A 19,042-nucleotide genomic window follows, 5' to 3' on the forward strand; every position below is an offset into this window, starting at 1 on the left:
ACCTCGTCTAAGAGCGCATTTTGGCATATTGCTCATGAATTTGACGACCCGCATATGGCTCATGCTTGCATTTCGCTGCACCAAACAGCTACTTTGTTGTAGTATAACGGTGTATGCGGCTATTAACGCAAGTAACATAAGCTTTATAAAAGGGATGGCGACCGAATGCCTGGAACGTTAAGCGCAAGTGACGTTAAACGTCTTATGGAAGATCCCTCGGTGGAAACCCGGGCGGAGACTGCTGAGAAAATCGCCTCCCAGTTTGAAGCTGGGGAACTTAGCGAAAAAGAACGTGGCCTGGCCTATGAAATCTTCAAGGTAATGGTGCAGGACGTGGAAGAACGCGTCCGGTCTGCCCTGTCGAACAATTTGAAAAATGCGCCCAACCTGCCGCGCGACCTGGCCGTTACGATGGCCAAGGACGTAAGCGATTCGGTGGCGCTTCCGATTATCCAGTTTTCCGAAGCCCTGGATGACACGGATCTCATAGAAATTATCCGCACCCAGTCCGTGGACAGGCAGGTTGCCGTTGCCTCCCGTTCCAACGTCTCGGAAGGTGTTGCCGATACTCTGGTGGATGAAGGGGACAGGAAGGCCGTTGTTGCGCTGGTCTCCAATAAAGAGACGACGCTTAGTGAAAAGACCCTGGACAAGGTTGTCGGGACCTATGGCGATGACATAGAGGTCCAGGACCCGTTGGTGCATCGGCCCAAACTGCCGGTGACGATTGCTGAAAAGCTCGTGGCCCATGTGTCCGACAACCTGCGTGAATATCTCGTCACCCATCATGAATTGCCGGAACAGGCCGCGACCGACATTATCCTGCAGGTTCGTGAGCGGACGACGATTGGCCTGGTCAGCAATGGGGCCGAGGAACAGGACGTCGAAAAGCTGGTGGCCCAGATTCACAAGAACGGCCGTCTTACTCCGTCCATCATTCTGCGTGCGCTTTGTGTCGGCGATATGTCGTTTTTCGAGGCCTCGTTGGCTGTTATGTCGAAGGTTCCGCTCAATAACGCGCGGGTTCTCATCCACGATGAAGGTGAGTTGGGGTTCAAGTCGCTGTTTAAAAAGGCAGGAATGCCGGACGCACTATTCCCGGCCTTCCGTACCGCACTCGATACCGCACTGGGGGCTGAGGCGGAGCGTTCAGACGCCGATATTGAAACGCAGATGCGGCGTATGCTGGAGCGTGTCCTCACGGTGCATGAAAATGTTATCGACGAATATGGCATCGAAAACGTCGACTATCTGCTGTCGAAATTCAATACGCTGGCGGATGCCCATGCTTCGGCTGACGATGGGAAGTGACTGTCATTCGAACGGATGACGTGTCACTGCCACTGATTTCCCACAATCATTCCTTTTTTTTGCCCTTTGGGCATATTACGTATGCATCATGATGAAAAAAATTATTCTGGGCGGCGCCGTTGCGGCTTTGCTGGTGACAGGAGCGCCTTATCAGGTCGGCCAATCTCTCGCGGAGACGGTTCCGGCCAGTCGGGAACAGATACAGCTTTCTTTTGCGCCTTTGGTTAAGGCTGCGGCTCCATCTGTTGTAAACATCTACACCAAGAAGGTTGTGAAGACCCGCACACGCGGTCCGTTCGATGACCCGTTATTCCGGCGCTTCTTCGGTAATAACCTGCCGGGCGGGCGTGTTCGCGAGCGGGTGATGAATTCGCTTGGTTCCGGTGTGATTGTTCGCGGAAACGGGATTGTCGTCACCAACAACCATGTGATCGAGGATGCCCAGGAAATCCGCGTTGTCATGAATGACCGGCGGGAGTTCGACGCCGAGCTTCTGATGACTGACAAACGCACGGATCTGGCCGTTCTGAAACTGAGCGGCGATCCGAAAGACCTTCCGACGCTGAAATTTGGTGATTCTGATGCGCTTGAGGTCGGCGACCTTGTTGTTGCGATCGGTAACCCCTTCGGTGTGGGCCAGACGGTGACCAGCGGCATTGTGTCCGGGCTGGCGCGGACCTCTGTCGGTATCACTGACTATCGTTCTTTCATCCAGACCGATGCCGCCATTAACCCGGGCAACTCCGGCGGGGCCTTGCTGAACATGAAGGGCCAGGTTGTCGGCATCAATACGGCGATCTTTTCCAAAAGCGGCGGCTCCATGGGGATCGGCTTTGCCATCCCGTCGAGCATGGTCAACGCCGTGGTCAAGAGCGCACTGGCAGGCAAGCCGCTGATGCACCCCTGGCTGGGTTTCAGTGGCCGGGATGTTACCAACGATATTGCCGAAGCCCTGAATATGGGCCGCCCGGGTGGTGTTCTTGTTGAATCCATTTATGCGAATGGTCCGGCGGACAAGGCCGGGCTGGTCGCGGGCGATGTTGTGCTTGGCGTTAATGGCCGTGAAATCGAGGATGCACAGAATTTGCGTTTCCGTCTTGCGATCCTCGGTATTGGTGGTGATGCAGAGATCGAAATCCTGCGCGATGGCAAGAAACGCAATCTGGAGTTCTCTCTCGTTGCGCCGCCGGAAGATCCGCCGCGCGACGAATGGACGGTTGGCGGCACCAATCCGTTGTCCGGGGTGACAATCCTCAATCTGTCGCCCGCTGTTTCCGATGAGCTTGGTGTGCCGACGGACCTGCACGGTGTTATGGTTGTGAAAGTCCCGTCGCGTTCCCTGGCGACACGGCTGCAAATCACACCGGGCACGCAGCTTCTGGAAATTAACGGCCATGAAGTTGCGTCGGTGGATGATGTCAGGGAGATCGTGTCCGATCCTTCCGGCGAGTGGCTGCTGGTGTTGGAACAGAACGGCCGCAAGCGAACCATTGAGGTGCGGTAATTGGCAGGTAATGCGGAACCGGGCCTGTTCGGGGCAGACGCACCGCGTCCGCTGGCGGACAGGCTTCGGCCAAAAACGCTGGAAGAGGTCGTCGGGCAGGATCACCTGCTCGGCCCGGACGGTGCCATCCATCGGATGATCACCCAGGGGCGGCTGACCTCGATGATACTGTGGGGGACGCCCGGCTGTGGCAAGACCACGATCGCCCGGCTCCTCGCCCAGCAGACCGACCTTGCCTTTGAGCCGCTCAGCGCCGTTTTCTCCGGTGTGGCGGATTTGCGGAAGGTTTTTGACCGGGCCGCAGACAGGCGGATGACAGGCGAGGGAACCTGCCTTTTCGTGGATGAGATCCATCGCTTTAACAAGGCACAGCAGGACGGGTTCCTGCCTTTTGTGGAGGATGGTACTGTCATTCTGGTCGGGGCGACCACGGAAAACCCGAGCTTTGAGCTTAACGCGGCCCTGCTGTCCCGCTGTCAGGTCTTTGTCCTCAACCGGTTGGACGACTCGGCCTTGGAACTGATGCTCCAGAGGGCGGAGGCGGAAGAGGAACGTCCACTTCCCCTGGATAAGGAGGCGCGGGCCGCCGTACGCGCAATGGCCGATGGCGATGGCCGCTATCTCCTGAATATGGCCGAGGCAATCTATGCCCTGGGCATTTCCAAGCCGATGGATACAGCGGAACTGGCCAAGGTGGTACAGCGCCGCCTGCCCATGTATGACAAGTCCCAGGACAGTCATTACAACCTGATGAGCGCCCTGCATAAATCGTTGCGGGGGTCGGACTGCGATGCGGCGCTTTACTGGCTGGGCCGGATGCTGTCCGGGGGGGAGGACCCTCTTTATATCGCGCGCCGTCTTGTGCGCTTTGCCTATGAGGATGTCGGGCTGGCAGACCCTAATGCCGCGCCACAGGCCCTTGCCGCCTGGGATACTTATGAGCGTCTGGGCTCGCCGGAAGGGGAGTTGGCTTTGGCCCAGGTGGTGATCTATCTGGCGACGGCGCCCAAGTCCAATGCGGCCTACAAGGCGTTCAAGGACAGTCTGGTCAAGGCCAAGGAGACGGGGTCCCTGTCGCCGCCTAAGCATATTCTGAACGCGCCGACCAAGATGATGAAAGAGATGGGATACGGCGCGGGCTATTCCTACGACCATGACGCACCGGACGGTTTTTCGGGGCAGAATTTCTTCCCCGACAATATGGCCCGGGAAAAGCTCTACAGCCCTGTGGAGCGCGGATTTGAACGTGAAATCCGGAAACGCCTTGATTACTGGGACAATTTACGCAAAAAGCGGCGGTAGATACCGTTTTCCGGCCATGCTATGCATGAAGGCCGGTTTGTAACCGAAACATTGAACGCGAAGGCGTATCCATGAAGATGATATTTGCCATTGCCGCCGGCGGCGCGGTGGGGGCGGTGGCTAGGCATTTTGCCGCGCATTTCGTCGCTTCCCTGGCCGGTCATGGTTTCCCCTGGGGAATCCTGGCTGTGAATATTCTGGGGTCCCTGATTATGGGGATTTTGGTGGAATCGCTGGCGCTGATGTGGTCGCCCAGTGTGGAACTGCGCGCCTTCATGGTGGTCGGCATCCTTGGCAGCTTCACAACCTTTTCCACCTTTGCCCTGGATACGGTAACATTGATGAGCCGCGGGCAGACGATAATAGCTGCCGCTTATATCGGTGTTTCGGTGGTGGTAGCCGTGATGGCGCTGATGGCCGGAATGGCATCGGTTCGTTTCCTTGTATCGTAAGAGAGATTTTCAATGAGTGGCGTTCAGATAAGGCAGGTCGCTGGTTCCGAAAGCGACATGCGGTTGGATCGTTGGTTCAAACAAAACTATCCCGCCGTGCCTTTCGGCTATCTGCAGAAGATCCTGCGCAAGGGTGAGGTCCGTGTCGATGGCAAACGGGCCAAGGCAAGCCAACGCCTGGAGGCCGGTCAGGCCGTGCGCATTCCGCCGTTGGGGGATTATGCCAAGGCGGATACGGCACCGGCCCGGAAACAGGGGCTGAGCAAGAAGGACGAGGCACTTGCCAAGTCCATGGTGATTTACCGCAGCCGCGATGTGCTGGCGATCAACAAGCCCGCGGGTCTTGCCGTCCAGGGGGGCACGAAGACCGAACGGCATCTGGATATGATGCTCGATGCCCTGCAATTCGATGCCGATGAACGGCCGCGTCTGGTGCATCGCCTTGACCGGGACACAAGCGGTGTCATGCTTTTGGCGCGCAGCCGCGAGGCGGCGGCCTCCCTGACGCAGGCCTTCAAGAAACGCGATACCCGCAAGGTCTATTGGGCGATTACCGTTGGTGTGCCCGATCCTGAGGAAGGCCGCATTTCCTACCCCCTTTCCAAATTGCCGGGCAAGGGCGGGGAACGTGTTGTCGTGGATACGGAAAACGGCAAGAACGCTGTGACTGAATTCAAGGTTCTGGAAAAGGCGGGCAAACGCCTCGCCCTCGTTGCCCTATGGCCGAAAACCGGCCGCACCCATCAGTTGCGCGCCCATATGGCGGCGCTTGGAACGCCAATTCTGGGCGATGGCAAATATGGTGCGAAGGAGGCTTTTGTCAGCGGTGCGAATGTCCTGCGGCAACTGCACCTTCACGCCAAGGAGATTGATATTCCGGGCGGTGGGCCACGGATCAAGGCGCCGCTGCCGGATCATATCAAAACCACCTTCGAACTTTTCGGCTTCAATCCGGAAGAATGGATGGATAGTGATCCTTTCGAGGAAATCTGATTGTCAGTCCCGCGCTTGGTGGCGGTGCGGGGATTGGTGTTCGTAATGGCTTTATTGGGGGATGCCCGTGCGCTTTGCGGTTTTTGATTGCGATGGGACATTGGTCGATTCGCTGCATCATATTGTCTTCGGGATGCAGGCGGCCTTTGAACGTGAAGGACTTTCCGCGCCGACCCGGGACGAGGTGGCGCGCTATATCGGTCTGCCGTTGGTCACGGCGATGGTCGAAATGCTTCCTGACGGTGATCCGGATCTGCACATGCGGCTGGCCGATGGCTATCGCCAGATTGTGACGGAACAGGACGCGATCGGTCGTGAGCCTGCTCCGCTTTATCCCGGTTGCCGTGAGGTACTGGACGAACTGCGTGATGCAGGCGTGCTGTTGGGCGTGGCGACCGGAAAGGGACGCCGTGGCCTGGTGCAGACACTGGCGGACAACGGGTTGGATAAGCATTTCATCGTGACCAAGACCGCCGATGACGGCCCGGGGAAACCCAACCCGGACATTCTTCTGGATGCCATGGCCGAGGTTGGCGCACAGGCCTGGGAAACCGTGATGATCGGGGACACTGTCTTTGATGTACAAACGGCTGTGAATGCACGCACACTCGCCCTTGGCGTGAGTTGGGGCTATCATGGTGACGATGAATTATTGCAGGCCGGGGCAGCAATGATCGCCCGCCAATACGAAGCTGTGCCACAGCTTTTGAATGACTTGTGGAGCAAGGCTGATGCGTCGCGCGCTTAAATATCTGGGAATTATCGTCGGGTCTCTGGTTGCCCTTACCGCAATTGCCTTTGCGGTTATCGTGAACCTGGATTTCAACGACTACAAATATCTGATCGAAGGACAGGTTCGGGAAAAAACCGGGCGGGATCTGGAAATCCGTGGGCGTCTTGATGTGGATATCTCCATGCGGCCCTCGGTGACGATGACCGATGTGCGCATGGCCAATGCCCCCTGGGGAACGTCACCGGATATGGCGACCTTGGACTATCTGTCCGCGACCATCGACCTCTGGCCGCTGATCACCGATAATGTTGTAGATGTTCAAAAGGTTGAGCTGCGTGGCGTCAATCTGCTGGTGGAAAAGAACCGCGACGGTCACACCAACCTGGAATTCCGCGAACTGAAGACGAGGAAAGAGACCGGGGAAACGGCTCCGGCACAGGTCTCAACGGAGACGGGACCGGCAGGACTTAGCCTGCCTATTCTGCGTGATGTGCGCCTGAGCGATATCCAGATGCGCTACAACGACCTGGGAACAGGCGAGAAACGCAATCTGGTTGTCGATAATCTCAGCATTGGTGGCGAAGGTCCTTTCGCGCCGTTGAAAATCGACCTCAACGGACATGCCGATAATATTCCCCTGAAGCTTTCGGGGGAACTTGGCTCCCCCAGCGACATGCTGAATGCGGACCGTCTCTGGACGGTGGACCTGTCGGGTAATCTGGCGGGAACGAACCTGTCTATTGCCGGTGGCATTGATGAACCGGCGGCGGGGCGTGGCATCAATGTTGTAATCTCGACGGATACGAGCGAGATCGGCACGCTTTCGCGCATTACCGAACCTCTGGCGGGACAGAGCGTTCCCAACCTTGGGCCGCTGAAACTGTCGATCCTGCTGTCCGGGGATGCGGACAAGGCGCTGTCTGCCAGCGATATTTCAGTCAACCTCGGCAAGGCTGGCGGTTTGCAGTTGCAGGTTGCCGGTGAGGTTGCCGATGTGTTGAAGCAGAAGGGGGTCGACCTGAAGGGGGAACTGTCCGTGCCGGATATTTCGTCCCTGTCGGCCGTTGCAGGGCAGGATATTCCGGCCCTTGGTGCCTTGACCAGCCAATTTGCCGTTTCCGGGGATGTTGGCACCGGTGTGGCCCTGAATGATTTTGCGTTCGACCTGAAACGAAGCGGTGTCCTGCAATTGTCCGGCAGCGGCGGCGTTGATGACCTGCTGACCCAGCGCGGTGTCGACATGCAGGTGAAGCTTCTTGTCCCGGATATGAAGGCGCTGCCTGCCGTCAACGGGACTAAAATGCCGGACGCCGGGCGTGTGGATGCACGTTTCAACATTGCCGGTGATGTCGCCGGAAAGCTTGCGATGAAGGACCTCAAGGCATCGCTGGGCCGCAAGGATATCTACCAGTTGGTATTGAACGGCGGTATTGCCGACCTGATGAAGCAGGCGGGAATTGATCTTGGCTTTGACTTTGCCACGCCGAACCTGGCGCGGCTTTCCAGTCTTGCCCAGTCGGACCTGCCCGCCATGGCACCCATAAGTGCATCCGGTCGCCTGAAAGGCGGGGCGACGGACGCTGCCTCGGTGGAGGGGCTGGCACTTAAAATCGGTGAAAGCGATCTTTCCGGCGACGTTACGGTTGCAAGCGTTGCCACCCGCCCGGATGTGAAGGCAACGTTTAAATCCAACGTTCTGCGACTGGAAGATGTCACGCCTAAGGATGGCGGGAAAACGGCCTCTGGCGGTGGGGGCACGGCATCTGTACCGTCCACGTCGTCCTCGGGCAATAATGGTCGCGTCATCCCGAACGACCCGATCGATTTCTCCGGACTGCGCATGGCCGATGCGGATGTTGCCGTTTCTGTGGCAAAGCTTCTGGTGCCGGGTGGACAGTTCCAGGACGGTCAGGTCAGCCTTATCCTGAAAGATGGCATGCTGACGGTCGAACCGATTGCCATTTCCGACGACAAGGGCGGTAAGCTGACCGGCAATGCATCCCTGGATGCGCGGCGTGAGGCGGCGGCCCTGAAGGTGGACCTGAAGGCGGACAAGCTGGAAATCTCCAACCTCATGCGCCTTGCGGGGCAGCGTGGCATCATCGAAGGGCCCATGAATATGGCGGTCGCCATGACCAGCACAGGCCGCAGCCCGCACGAACTGGCGGCGGGTCTCACTGGCAAATTCAATGCATTGGTCACGGAAGGCTATGTCAACAGCGACGAAACCCGAAAAGCCTTCGGTAAGGCCACGCAGATCATTGCGGATATCCTGTTGGGCAACAGCAAGGAAAAGCGTATTCCTCTCTATTGTTTTGTGGCCGACTATGACGCGAAGAACGGGACGGTAAATACAAACTCGCTGGTTCTCGATACCCGTGTTTCGACGATCCTCGGATCCGGCGGTCTCAACCTGGGTTCGGAAAAGCTGAACCTGACGGTGACGCCGACCCGGGATGTTATGGGCATTGGCGCGAAAATCCCGATCCGCGTCCAGGGAACTTTTGCCAAGCCTAAAGTCTTCCCTGATCCGGCCCTGACCGCTGTCGGTATCGGTAGTGCGCTTCTGGGCGGGGCGACGCTTCCGCTGACGGTTTTGGGTGGTGCTGCCCTGGCGGAGGACAATAACAGCCCCTGCGTGAACTTGCGTCCAGAAAACCGGGAGAAACAGACACAGCCCCAGTCCACGGAACAACCGGCCACGGAACAACCTGCGACGCCGAAGAAGCAGTTGGAGGATGCCGGTAAAAAGGCGCTGGAAGGTATTCTCGGGAATATCCTGAAAAAGAAATAAGCGATAAAGTGACATTGAACCTTTGGACGGGCCGTGCCATCTAACGCACGGCCCTTTTCTTTTTGGCCGGTAGTATTGTGATGGAGATGGCTTGTGAAGCGGTTCTACAAGAATGCGGGAACATCGGCGGTTGAAGACGGATTTGCCGTACAGCTCGATGGTCGGAACATAAAGACCCCGGCGAAGGCCGGTCTGGTCCTGCCGGCCCTGGCATTGGCGGAGGCTGTTGCTGTAGAGTGGCAGGCGCAGGGTGAGGAAATAGACCCGCAAAGCATGCCGATCATGACGCTGGCCAGCACGGTTATCGACCGCGTCGTCCCGAACCATGCCGAGGTGGCGGAGATTGTGGCCTCCTATGGTGAAAGCGACCTGTTGTGCTATCGCGCGACGGCTGAGCAGCCGGAACTGGTCAAACGCCAGCAGGATGCCTGGCAGCCATGGCTCGACTGGGCGATGCGGCAACTGGATGCCCCTCTGTCGGTGACGGAGGGAATCATGCATGTGGACCAGCCGTCGGATAGCCTGAATGCCTTGAAGACTGTGGTCGAGGCCTGCGATGCCTATGAACTGGCATCCCTGCACGAATTTACCTCCCTGACCGGGTCGCTGGTGCTGGGCATTGCGGTTCTGAAGGGGGAACTGGAGGCCGGTACTGCCTTTGACCTTGCCCATGTCGATGAAGAACATCAGGCGGAACTTTGGGGGCGGGATGAAGAAGCGGAAGCACGTCTGGAAAAACGTAAGGGCGATCTGCTGAATGCCGCGGAATTCCTGCGCTTTTTGCGTTTGGCATAGCAGGGCCGGACATTTCCACCATACGCATGCGTATGTTTTATCTTGCGCTTTGATCGTCTTTTCTGTAGGAAAAATCCTATAGGACCATACGCATGCGTATGTTATTTGCGCTCACCAAGCGGCGTGGCTTGTGTCATGATACGGGCCTGAAAAAAATAAGTGTACGTACAGGGAAGTTGCGAGGGCGGTTATGGAAGACATTATCCGACAATTGGAAGGAAAACGCGAAGCAGCCCGCCTGGGGGGCGGCCAGCGGCGCGTGGATGCGCAGCATTCGAAGGGCAAGCTGACGGCGCGGGAACGGCTGGAATTCCTGCTGGACGACGGATCCTTTGAAGAATGGGATATGTTCGTCGAACATGACTGCACCGATTTCGGCATGGAAGAAAACAAGGTGCCGGGCGATGGCGTGGTCACTGGTTATGGCACGATCAACGGCCGTCCGGTTTTCGTTTTCTCGCAGGATTTCACGGTCTTCGGCGGATCGCTTTCCGCCGCCCACGCCCGCAAGATTTGTAAGGTGATGGAGCAGGCCATGAAGGTCGGCGCGCCGGTGATCGGACTGAACGATTCGGGTGGTGCGCGTATCCAGGAAGGTGTTGCCTCGCTTGCCGGTTATGCCGATGTCTTCCAGCAAAACGTGCTTGCCTCCGGCGTGGTTCCGCAGATTTCCATGATCATGGGCCCCTGTGCGGGTGGTGCGGTTTATTCGCCTTCCATGACCGACTTTATCTTCATGGTCAAAGACAGCTCTTATATGTTCGTGACGGGCCCGGAAGTGGTGAAGACCGTCACCAATGAGGAGGTGACGCAGGAGGAACTGGGCGGGGCAATTACCCATACCAGCAAGTCCGGCGTTGCGGACAAGGCCTTCGAAAATGACGTGGAAGCGCTGATGCAGCTTCGCCGTTTCATGGGCTTCGTTCCCAGTAACAACCGCGAAAAACCGCCGGTAAAACCGACCGCCGATCCGGCATCCCGTTCGGAAGAATCGCTCGATTCCCTTGTGCCGCTGAACCCGAACAAGCCCTACGACATGAAGGAACTGATCCACAAGGTCGTCGATGAGGGGGATTTCTTTGAAACCCAGCCCGATTACGCGGGCAACATCATCACAGGCTTCGGCCGCATGGAAGGTGCGCCGGTCGGTATTGTCGCCAACCAGCCCATGGTGCTGGCGGGGTGTCTGGATATCGCAAGTTCCATCAAGGCCGCGCGCTTTGTCCGCTTCTGTGATGCCTTCAACATTCCGATCGTGACCTTTGTCGACGTGCCGGGCTTCCTGCCGGGCACGGCCCAAGAATATAACGGTATCATCAAACATGGCGCGAAGCTGCTTTATGCCTATGCGGAAGCGACAGTCCCGAAAGTGACCGTGATCACCCGCAAGGCCTATGGCGGGGCTTATGACGTGATGGCTTCCAAACATCTGCGTGGTGACGTCAACTATGCCTGGCCCAGTGCGGAAATCGCCGTTATGGGGCCGAAAGGCGCGGTGGAGATTATCTTCCGGGCGGATCGCGATGATCCGGAAAAGATCGAACAGCGCACAGAAGAATATCGCCGGAAATTCGCCAACCCGTTCGTTGCCGGATCGCTGGGCTTTATCGACGATGTGATCCGTCCGCATAACACCCGGCCGCGGCTTGCGCGCGCGCTTCGGATGCTGCGTACGAAGAAGCTGGAAAATCCGTGGAAGAAGCACGGCAATATTCCGCTCTGATTGGATCGAAAAAGATAAACGGGTGCGGTTGAAACGCATCGTTCAGGGGAGCCAAGATGTTTGAAAATATCCTGATTGCAAACCGTGGTGAGATCGCCTGCCGGGTTATCAAGACGGCACGGAAGATGGGCATCAAGACTGTTGCGGTCTATTCCGAAGCCGACGAAGGTGCTCTTCACACGAAACTGGCGGATGAGGCCGTTTGCGTCGGCCCGGCGGCCAGCGCGGAAAGCTACCTGGTGATCGACAATATCCTGAAGGCCATTCGCGATACCGGTGCACAGGCGGTGCATCCGGGCTATGGCTTCCTGTCGGAAAATAAGCTCTTTGCCGAGGCGCTGGAAAAAGAAGGCGTTGCCTTCGTCGGCCCGCCGGTCGGTGCGATCGAGGCCATGGGCGACAAGATCGAATCGAAAAAGATCGCCGAAAACGCAGGCGTGAGTACCGTTCCCGGTCATCTGGAGGCCGTTCGCGACCCGGAAGAGGCGGTGCGTATCGCCAATGACATCGGTTATCCGGTCATGCTGAAGGCCTCTGCCGGTGGTGGTGGCAAGGGGATGCGGCTTGCCTGGAACGACGATGAGGCGCGTGAAGGTCTGGTCTCCGCCATGAATGAAGGTCGGAACAGCTTTGGCGATGACCGTGTCTTCATCGAGAAATTCATCCAGGAACCGCGCCATATTGAAATCCAGATCATGGCGGACAAACACGGCAATGTGGTCTATCTGGGCGAACGCGAATGTTCCATTCAGCGCCGCCATCAGAAAGTCCTGGAGGAAGCGCCCAGCCCCTTCCTGGACGAGGCGACCCGCAAGGCCATGGGTGAACAGGCCGTCGCGCTTGCGAAAACCGTGAACTACTGTTCCGCGGGTACTGTGGAATTCATCGTCGACAAGGACCGGAATTTCTATTTCCTGGAAATGAACACCCGTCTGCAGGTGGAACATCCGGTGACCGAACTGGTCACGGGGTATGACCTTGTGGAGTTCATGATCCGGGTGGCGGATGGTGAGGAACTACCTATTACACAGGCGGATGTGAAGCTGAAAGGCTGGGCGCTTGAGGCGCGGCTTTATGCGGAAGACCCGGAGCGCGGGTTTCTGCCCAGCACGGGCCGTCTGGTCGACTATATCCCGCCAGAGGAAGAAGACGGCGTTTGCCGTGTGGATACCGGCGTGGTCGAAGGCGCGGAGATTTCCATGTTCTACGACCCGATGATCGCCAAATTGGTGACGGGCGGCAAGGACCGGGCCGAGGCCATCGACAATATGCTGGAGGCGCTGGACCGCTACTACGTGCGGGGCCTGTCCCATAACCTTCTGTTCCTGAGTAATATTTGTAATCACAAGCGGTTCCGCGACGGTCAGATGACGACCAATTTCATTGCGGAAGAATATCCCGAAGGCCTGACGGAAGACCTGTTGGAACCCAAGGAGATTGAGCTTTATGCCGCTGTCGCAGCCGTGATCCAGTCCCGTATTCTGGAGGCGGAAGGCATGCTGTCCGGCCGCCTGACCCCGGCGTCCCCCTTCCGTGAGGGCGAGTTTGCTGTCTTCATCGGGGAGCGGGACCGGAAGGAAGTCGATCTGAACCTTGCCCGCCAGGACGACCGGGAGCGTGTTACGATCGGTGATCGTGTCGTTGAGGTCAGCAGTGGCTGGAAACCCGGAGAGCCGTTGTTCCGTGGGCTGGTCGACGATCGCATGTTCGTTATGCAGATTGATCTCTTCGACAGCGGTGTGATTCTGTCCCACGACGGTGCGCGGGCGCGCATCCAGGTTGTTGAACGGCGTCTGGCGCCGCTTGTCCGGTTGATGCCCTACAAGGAACCGCCTGACATGTCCAAATTCCTTCTGTCGCCGATGCCGGGCCTGCTGGTCCGTGTCAGTGTTGCAGACGGTGATCACGTGAAGGCCGGGGCGGAGCTGGCGGTGGTTGAAGCCATGAAGATGGAAAACGTCCTGCGTGCGACTCAGGACTGCGTGGTGAAGAAAGTCCATGCAGACGCGGGGGATAGCCTCGCTGTGGACCAAAAGATCATCGAGTTTGAGTGATCGGCAAATCATCCTGACCTGATAAAACCCCCGGCGCGAAATCGTCCGGGGGTTTTCTATTAAAAATACATATGTGCCATGCTCTCATCGGTATTGTTCCCCGGTAAGGTTCCCGTCGATATTTGAAGGTGGGACTATTTTGTGTAATTTCATAAACATGAAATAGAATGTCGCGAGGCGGGGGAGCGGCGAACGATCCCTTCGTCAAAGCCGTCCAGGGGAGACAATATATGAAAAAGTTACTCACCTTCGTGAGTGCCGTGGCCGTTGCTGCAACGCTGTCCACGGGGGCAATGGCTGAAAAGACATTGCGCATCACGCTTCAACTGCCGCTGAAATCGCATCTGGGCCAAAACCTGCTGAGCTTCAAAAAAGAGGTTGAGGCAAAGTCCAATGGTGACCTGAAGGTGGAAATCTATGATTCCGCCCAGCTCTATAAAGACAAGGAAGTCCCGCAGGCCGTGTCTTCCGGCGCCATCGAGATGGGCTCTGCCTCGATCACCCGTTATGCCGGGACTGTTCCTGCGGTCGACATCTTCTATGTGCCGTTCATGTTCAACACCGAAGATCTCGTTCGCAAGGCAACCGCGCCGGGCAGCCCGGTCCGTGGCCCGATCGACGATGCGATCCTGAAAACCGGAGCTCGTGTCCTGTGGTGGCAGGCCTACGGCGGCGCGATCATGTTGAGCAAGGATGGGCCGCTGAAGGCGCCGACGGATATCCAGGACAAGAAGGTCCGTGTCTTCGGTAAGACGCTTGGGGCCTTTGTCGAGACGTTGGGTGGCGCGCCGACCTTGATTTCCGGCTCTGAACAATATCTCGCCTATCAGCGTGGTACGGTTGACGCGGGTATGACCGGTATTTCCGGGGTGAAAAGCCGTAAACTCTGGCAGGTTATGGATTGGGTGACCGTTACAAACCACGCTGATGTGGAGTTTCTGGTTCTCGTGAATGAAAAATTCTGGCAGTCCCTGTCGGATGATGAGCGGGCCATTGTCCAGACAGCCGCTCATAACGCCGAATCAAGCCTTCGGGACAGGGTTTCCCAGATCGAGGCTGATGCCTATGCCGCATCGGAAGATGCAGGCATGAAGGTCCAGAGGCTTAATGCCCAGGAAATCGAGGCGTGGCGTGCTGCTGCAAAGCCGGTCCTGGAGGAATACAAGAAGGCTGCCGGCCCGTTGGGCGAAGAACTGGCCAAAGCCGCAGAATCCCTTCGATAAATCCAAGTGATTCAAGCCGGGGCAGGGAGCCGTTTCGGCCTCTGCCCCATTCTCTTTTTTGACTTTCAGTTTAGTATTTCCATCACTATGGGGGCGGTTGTGCCTGTCATTAGAGTGCTGAATCGTATCAGTGATGCCGTGGCGACTGTTGCGGCCTGGCTGTTTTTTCTGATCGGGGTGATGCTGGTATACGAGGTTGCCTCTCGCTACCTGTTCAATGCACCGACGATCTGGGCGGAAGAAATGTCCCGTTTCTGCCAGGTTTGGGCCGTTTTTGGCGCGGCGGCGGCGGTGATGCGCCACGGCGGGCTGATCCGGGTTACATTGCTGACCGATCGGCTGGGGCCGGCGGGCCAGAGGGCGCTGGAAGTGCTGGCGCTGGTGATTATCGCAGTTTTCTGCGTCGTGGCGACCTATTACGGCTGGAATATCGCGGCGGATTCCTATGCGATCGGTCGGACCAGCGCCACGATGCTGGACCTGCCCATGTGGTGGTCTGAAATGGTGATCCCTGTGGGGATGAGCCTCCTGTTCCTGCAATGTATCGCGGAAATCCTGTCGCGTTTGATGGGGGGGCCACTCTGGCCGACCCATGACCCGGAACTGGAGGAATAGGCCATGACGACATTACTTATTCTTCTGGGGCTGTTCCTGTTGCTTTTTGCCGGTGTTCCCATCGCCTTTGTTCTCGGCGGGCTGGGCATGGCCATGCTTTTTGCTGCCGACCTGTCGCCATTGATGGTGCCGCAGGCGCTTTTCAGTTCCGTCGACAGTTTTATCCTGCTGTCGGTTCCCATGTTCCTGCTGATGTCCAATATTCTGCTGAAAGGCGGCGTCGGGCGGGATCTGTATGGCGCGGTTCATTGCTGGGTCGGGCATTGGCCCGGCGGTCTGGCGGTTGCGACGATCATTTCCTGTGGCATTTTCGCCGCGATTTCCGGAAGCTCCGTTGCGACGGCGGCGACCATTGGGACGGTTGCTATCCCGGAGATGATCAAACACGGATACAAGCGGCATTTTGTTCTGGGGCTGCTGGCGGCAGGGGGCACCCTTGGGATTTTGATCCCACCGTCCATCCCGATGATCATCTATGGGGTGATCACGGAGGAATCCATCATTGATCTGTTCCTGGCCGGTGTCGGGCCGGGTCTTATCCTGATGATCGCCTTCATCCTTTTTTCGATCCTCTATTCAAAGTTTTCATCCAGTTACGAACCATCGCCGCGCGCGAGCTGGGACGAACGTCGCCGTTCCACGTTGCGTGCCTTGCCGACCATCGCCCTGGCCGCATTCATCATTGGCGGTCTCTACGGCGGTATCTTCACGCCGACGGAGGCGGCTGCGGTTGGATTTGCCGGTGCGGTCTTCCTGACCGCGGTGGTATTGAGGACGCTGACCTGGGTTACCTTGAAAGAGGCTGTCATGGGGGCGATGCGAACCTCCGTGACGATCATGTTGATCCTGGCGGGGGCAAAGCTTTTCGGGAAGGCAATCACCCTTTACCGCATTCCTCAGGATATCTCCTTTTTCATAGCGCAGAATTTTGACCAGACCGGTCTCTTTATCGTGGCGGTCTGCGTTGTCCTGCTGATCATGGGGTTGGTTCTGGAATCACTGTCCATGTTGCTGATCATGGTGCCGGTTCTGCTGCCGTCGCTGGCCTCGATGATGATCGACCCGATCTGGTTCGGCGTCATTTTCGTGATCATGATCGAATGTGCCCTGATCACGCCGCCGGTCGGACTGAACCTTTTTGTGATACAGGCGGTCGCCAAGGCGAGACTGGGGGAGGTTGCAGCCGGTGTGTGGCCCTTCATCCTGATCATGCTGGCATCGGTGCTGGCGATCTATTTCCTGCCGGATATCGCGCTTTATATTCCGTTCAAGATGTGATGGAGACCGTACTCATGCAAAATTCTCCCGCAGGTAGCCTGAAGAAACTGCTTCAGCAGGATAGCATCCTGACGATGCCCTGCTGTTTCGATCCCATGTCGGCCAAACTTGTTGAGGCAGCCGGGTTTGATCTCAGCTTTATGAGTGGCTTTTCAACGGCTGCCGCCAGGCTGGGCATGCCCGATACCGGCCTCATCTCCTATGGCGAGATGGTCGATCAGGGGCGCAATATCAATTCTGCCGTGTCCATTCCCGTGATCGGTGACGGTGACACCGGATACGGCAACGCGCTGAATGTGAAACGGACGGTGCGCGGTTATGCCCAGGCCGGTTTTGCGGGAATCCTGATCGAAGACCAGCAATGGCCGAAACGCTGCGGTCATACCAAGGGTAAACAGGTCGTTGAATTCGATGAGGCCCTGGCCCGAATTCGCGCGGCGGTCGATGCCCGTGATGAGGGGGCGGACATTCTGATCATGGCGCGGACGGATGCACGTGCGATCCTGGGATTGGATGAGGCGCTGCGGCGGGCGGAGGCTTTTGCCAAGGCTGGCGCCGACATGCTTTTTGTCGAAGCCCCGCGCAGCGAGGAGGAAATGTATCGGATCTGCCGGGAAGTTCCGGGCATCCATATGGCAAATATGGTGGAAGATGGCGAAACGCCGCTGACACCGCCGGATGTTCTGGAGGAAATGGGCTTCCGCATTGTTGCCTATCCGCTGACGTTGCTCAGCGTTGCGATCAAGTCCATGCAGGAAGCCTTGGCCATGATGAAGAACGGACAGCATCCGAAGGACCGGATGTTGTCCTTTGCAGAGCTGCGCAAGGCCGTTGGCTTTGATGATTATTATGATGAAGAAGCGCGTTATTCCTCTCGGTAAGGCGGCCTGTTACACTGGAGGGAGAAAGCGAAGTCGGAGGCCGTCATGACCAAATCAGTGCATGTGCGAATCCAGGGAAAGGTGCAGGGCGTCTGGTATCGTGCCTGGACAGAGCAGACCGCCCGTCAGTTCGATCTTTCGGGGTGGGTACGTAATTGCCGCGATGGCACTGTCGAGGCCCTGTTCTCCGGTGAGGAGGGCAAGGTGGATGGGATGCTGGCCGAATGTTGGAAGGGGCCGGAAATGGCCCTTGTCACGTCAGTCGACACGGAAGAATGCTCCCCACCCAAGGAGGCGGGGTTTGGTGTGAGGCCCGACGCCTAAAACGGCTTAGAACCAGCGGCGGACGTGTTTTAGATATTCGTCGTATTCCTCGCCGTATTTCCGGCGGAGATAGGCTTCCTCCTGCCGGATGACGGTTTCCTGCAGGGCCAGCAGGACAATGGCCAGCACCGGTATCACCCAGGCGATGTTCAGGGCAATGCCGCAGCCCAGGAACGTCGCGGATAATCCCACATAGATCGGGTTGCGGGTATAACGGTAAACGCCATGCGCACGCAGCGCAATCGTAGGGTGCCAACTCGGGATGTGCTCACCTGCCTTGCGCAGTTGGTAAAATGCCGCGCCAATCAACAGCAGCCCGCTTCCCAGGCAGACAATGGCAGCGGTCTGGTACCATTCCCCCCGTGTGATACGCCACGGCCACGCCCAGTCCAGCAAGAGCAGGACGGCGAAACCCGCGATGAAAAAGACGGGCGGGTGAATAATGGCCCGGACACTGACAGACTGATCTTCATCATACATGAGGCAGTCCTCCTACACAGGGACTGTCATTATATCATAAAGACAAACACTTACCATGCATTGACAACAATAATGTCATTTTTGGCGTTTTGGTTGTCAATTGTCCAGAATGTTGTCCAGGCGGGATTGCAGGCTTTTCAATAGGTTGGTGGCGGCAGCCATGTCCGGATGGCTCATGCCTGCGCCTAGGATATCAGCCATGTCGCGAATCTGTTCCGTTTGCTGGCGCGTCAGGCTGTGGCCCTTGCCGGTCAGTTGAACCAGTTTGGACCGTTTGTGTTTCGGGTTGTCGGTGAATTCCACCAGCCCCTTTTCCGCCAGTTCGTCCACGATTTTCTGAATACGCTGCCGGGCGACCGGACGTTTGCGAGCCAGCGCCGGTACAGTCTGCGGGCCGTCGATCTGCAGGCTGTACATCAGGGCCCAAAGGCCGGAGCCCCAGTCGTTCATGGCGTCAACGGTGCGGCCTGAAGCACGAAGCTTGAAAAAACTGCTGCCCAGTTCGCTGAGCATTTCGAACAGGGCTTCCCCTTCTGTTGTATGACGGCGGCTGAATTCAGACATGGAGACCTTCTTATCG

17 protein-coding genes are annotated in these 19,042 nt (G+C 57.5%); 15 read left to right on the top strand and 2 right to left on the bottom strand.

What is annotated here, in order from left to right:
• Nucleotides 1-165: 165 nt before the first annotated feature.
• From spbR to IF205_RS10380, 15 genes are all read left to right on the top strand, one after another.
• Complete coding sequence (spbR, locus tag IF205_RS10310; protein ID WP_259783203.1) at nucleotides 166-1,311, top strand: SpbR family protein; 1,146 nt, start codon at nucleotides 166-168, stop codon at nucleotides 1,309-1,311.
• 88 nt (nucleotides 1,312-1,399) lie between these two features.
• On the top strand, nucleotides 1,400-2,815 hold the full coding sequence (locus IF205_RS10315; protein WP_259783204.1) for a DegQ family serine endoprotease: 1,416 nt from the start codon (nucleotides 1,400-1,402) through the stop codon (nucleotides 2,813-2,815).
• Complete coding sequence (locus tag IF205_RS10320; protein WP_259783205.1) at nucleotides 2,816-4,117, top strand: replication-associated recombination protein A; 1,302 nt, start codon at nucleotides 2,816-2,818, stop codon at nucleotides 4,115-4,117.
• 71 nt (nucleotides 4,118-4,188) lie between these two features.
• A complete protein-coding gene (gene crcB / locus IF205_RS10325; RefSeq protein WP_259783206.1) occupies nucleotides 4,189-4,569 on the top strand; it encodes a fluoride efflux transporter CrcB in 381 nt (126 codons plus the stop codon).
• Between the two features lie 12 nt (nucleotides 4,570-4,581).
• Nucleotides 4,582-5,562 (top strand): RluA family pseudouridine synthase, encoded by a 981-nt coding sequence (locus tag IF205_RS10330; protein ID WP_259783207.1) that lies wholly within the window; start codon nucleotides 4,582-4,584, stop codon nucleotides 5,560-5,562.
• Nucleotides 5,563-5,629: 67 nt separating this feature from the next.
• Nucleotides 5,630-6,310, top strand: a complete 681-nt coding sequence (locus tag IF205_RS10335) for an HAD-IA family hydrolase (protein WP_259783208.1) — start codon at nucleotides 5,630-5,632, stop codon at nucleotides 6,308-6,310.
• On the top strand, nucleotides 6,294-9,089 hold the full coding sequence (locus IF205_RS10340; protein ID WP_259783209.1) for an AsmA family protein: 2,796 nt from the start codon (nucleotides 6,294-6,296) through the stop codon (nucleotides 9,087-9,089). The genes IF205_RS10335 and IF205_RS10340 overlap by 17 nt, the downstream gene beginning before the upstream one ends.
• A gap of 93 nt (nucleotides 9,090-9,182) precedes the next feature.
• Entirely contained in the window at nucleotides 9,183-9,884 is a 702-nt protein-coding gene (locus IF205_RS10345; protein ID WP_259783210.1) for an ATP12 family chaperone protein, read from the top strand.
• A 190-nt stretch (nucleotides 9,885-10,074) separates the two neighbouring features.
• Nucleotides 10,075-11,607: an acyl-CoA carboxylase subunit beta gene (locus tag IF205_RS10350; protein WP_259783211.1), complete on the top strand. Its 1,533-nt coding sequence runs from the start codon at nucleotides 10,075-10,077 to the stop codon at nucleotides 11,605-11,607.
• A 56-nt stretch (nucleotides 11,608-11,663) separates the two neighbouring features.
• The gene (locus IF205_RS10355) at nucleotides 11,664-13,661 is read left to right on the top strand and encodes an acetyl-CoA carboxylase biotin carboxylase subunit (RefSeq protein WP_259783212.1); all 1,998 of its coding nucleotides are present in this window, start codon (nucleotides 11,664-11,666) and stop codon (nucleotides 13,659-13,661) included.
• 230 nt (nucleotides 13,662-13,891) lie between these two features.
• On the top strand, nucleotides 13,892-14,884 hold the full coding sequence (locus tag IF205_RS10360; RefSeq protein ID WP_259783213.1) for a TRAP transporter substrate-binding protein: 993 nt from the start codon (nucleotides 13,892-13,894) through the stop codon (nucleotides 14,882-14,884).
• Between the two features lie 99 nt (nucleotides 14,885-14,983).
• Nucleotides 14,984-15,499, top strand: coding sequence for a TRAP transporter small permease (locus tag IF205_RS10365; RefSeq protein ID WP_259783214.1), 516 nt, complete (start codon nucleotides 14,984-14,986; stop codon nucleotides 15,497-15,499).
• A 3-nt stretch (nucleotides 15,500-15,502) separates the two neighbouring features.
• Nucleotides 15,503-16,777, top strand: a complete 1,275-nt coding sequence (locus tag IF205_RS10370; RefSeq protein WP_259783215.1) for a TRAP transporter large permease — start codon at nucleotides 15,503-15,505, stop codon at nucleotides 16,775-16,777.
• Between the two features lie 14 nt (nucleotides 16,778-16,791).
• A complete protein-coding gene (locus IF205_RS10375) occupies nucleotides 16,792-17,658 on the top strand; it encodes an isocitrate lyase/PEP mutase family protein (protein ID WP_259783216.1) in 867 nt (288 codons plus the stop codon).
• 45 nt (nucleotides 17,659-17,703) lie between these two features.
• Nucleotides 17,704-17,982: an acylphosphatase gene (locus IF205_RS10380; RefSeq protein ID WP_259783217.1), complete on the top strand. Its 279-nt coding sequence runs from the start codon at nucleotides 17,704-17,706 to the stop codon at nucleotides 17,980-17,982.
• A gap of 6 nt (nucleotides 17,983-17,988) precedes the next feature.
• Here the strand turns inward: IF205_RS10380 and IF205_RS10385 are convergent, their stop codons facing one another.
• On the bottom strand, nucleotides 17,989-18,462 hold the full coding sequence (locus IF205_RS10385) for a methyltransferase family protein (RefSeq protein ID WP_259783218.1): 474 nt from the start codon (nucleotides 18,460-18,462) through the stop codon (nucleotides 17,989-17,991).
• A 96-nt stretch (nucleotides 18,463-18,558) separates the two neighbouring features.
• Nucleotides 18,559-19,026, bottom strand: coding sequence for a MarR family winged helix-turn-helix transcriptional regulator (locus IF205_RS10390; protein WP_259783219.1), 468 nt, complete (start codon nucleotides 19,024-19,026; stop codon nucleotides 18,559-18,561).
• Nucleotides 19,027-19,042: the final 16 nt, after the last annotated feature.

This window comes from Aestuariispira ectoiniformans (genome assembly GCF_025136295.1).
In the GTDB taxonomy this organism is placed as follows: domain Bacteria; phylum Pseudomonadota; class Alphaproteobacteria; order UBA8366; family Aestuariispiraceae; genus Aestuariispira_A; species Aestuariispira_A ectoiniformans.

Bases quoted from the DNA above. Each gene is read 5' to 3' on its own strand.
- spbR (WP_259783203.1), top strand. From the start codon at position 166: ATGCCTGGAACGTTAAGCGCAAGTGACGTTAAACGTCTTATGGAAGAT.
- IF205_RS10315 (WP_259783204.1), top strand. From the start codon at position 1,400: ATGATGAAAAAAATTATTCTGGGCGGCGCCGTTGCGGCTTTGCTGGTG.
- crcB (WP_259783206.1), top strand. From the start codon at position 4,189: ATGAAGATGATATTTGCCATTGCCGCCGGCGGCGCGGTGGGGGCGGTG.
- IF205_RS10330 (WP_259783207.1), top strand. From the start codon at position 4,582: ATGAGTGGCGTTCAGATAAGGCAGGTCGCTGGTTCCGAAAGCGACATG.
- IF205_RS10340 (WP_259783209.1), top strand. From the start codon at position 6,294: ATGCGTCGCGCGCTTAAATATCTGGGAATTATCGTCGGGTCTCTGGTT.
- IF205_RS10350 (WP_259783211.1), top strand. From the start codon at position 10,075: ATGGAAGACATTATCCGACAATTGGAAGGAAAACGCGAAGCAGCCCGC.
- IF205_RS10355 (WP_259783212.1), top strand. From the start codon at position 11,664: ATGTTTGAAAATATCCTGATTGCAAACCGTGGTGAGATCGCCTGCCGG.
- IF205_RS10360 (WP_259783213.1), top strand. From the start codon at position 13,892: ATGAAAAAGTTACTCACCTTCGTGAGTGCCGTGGCCGTTGCTGCAACG.
- IF205_RS10370 (WP_259783215.1), top strand. From the start codon at position 15,503: ATGACGACATTACTTATTCTTCTGGGGCTGTTCCTGTTGCTTTTTGCC.
- IF205_RS10375 (WP_259783216.1), top strand. From the start codon at position 16,792: ATGCAAAATTCTCCCGCAGGTAGCCTGAAGAAACTGCTTCAGCAGGAT.
- IF205_RS10380 (WP_259783217.1), top strand. From the start codon at position 17,704: ATGACCAAATCAGTGCATGTGCGAATCCAGGGAAAGGTGCAGGGCGTC.
- IF205_RS10385 (WP_259783218.1), bottom strand. From the start codon at position 18,462: ATGTATGATGAAGATCAGTCTGTCAGTGTCCGGGCCATTATTCACCCG.
- IF205_RS10390 (WP_259783219.1), bottom strand. From the start codon at position 19,026: ATGTCTGAATTCAGCCGCCGTCATACAACAGAAGGGGAAGCCCTGTTC.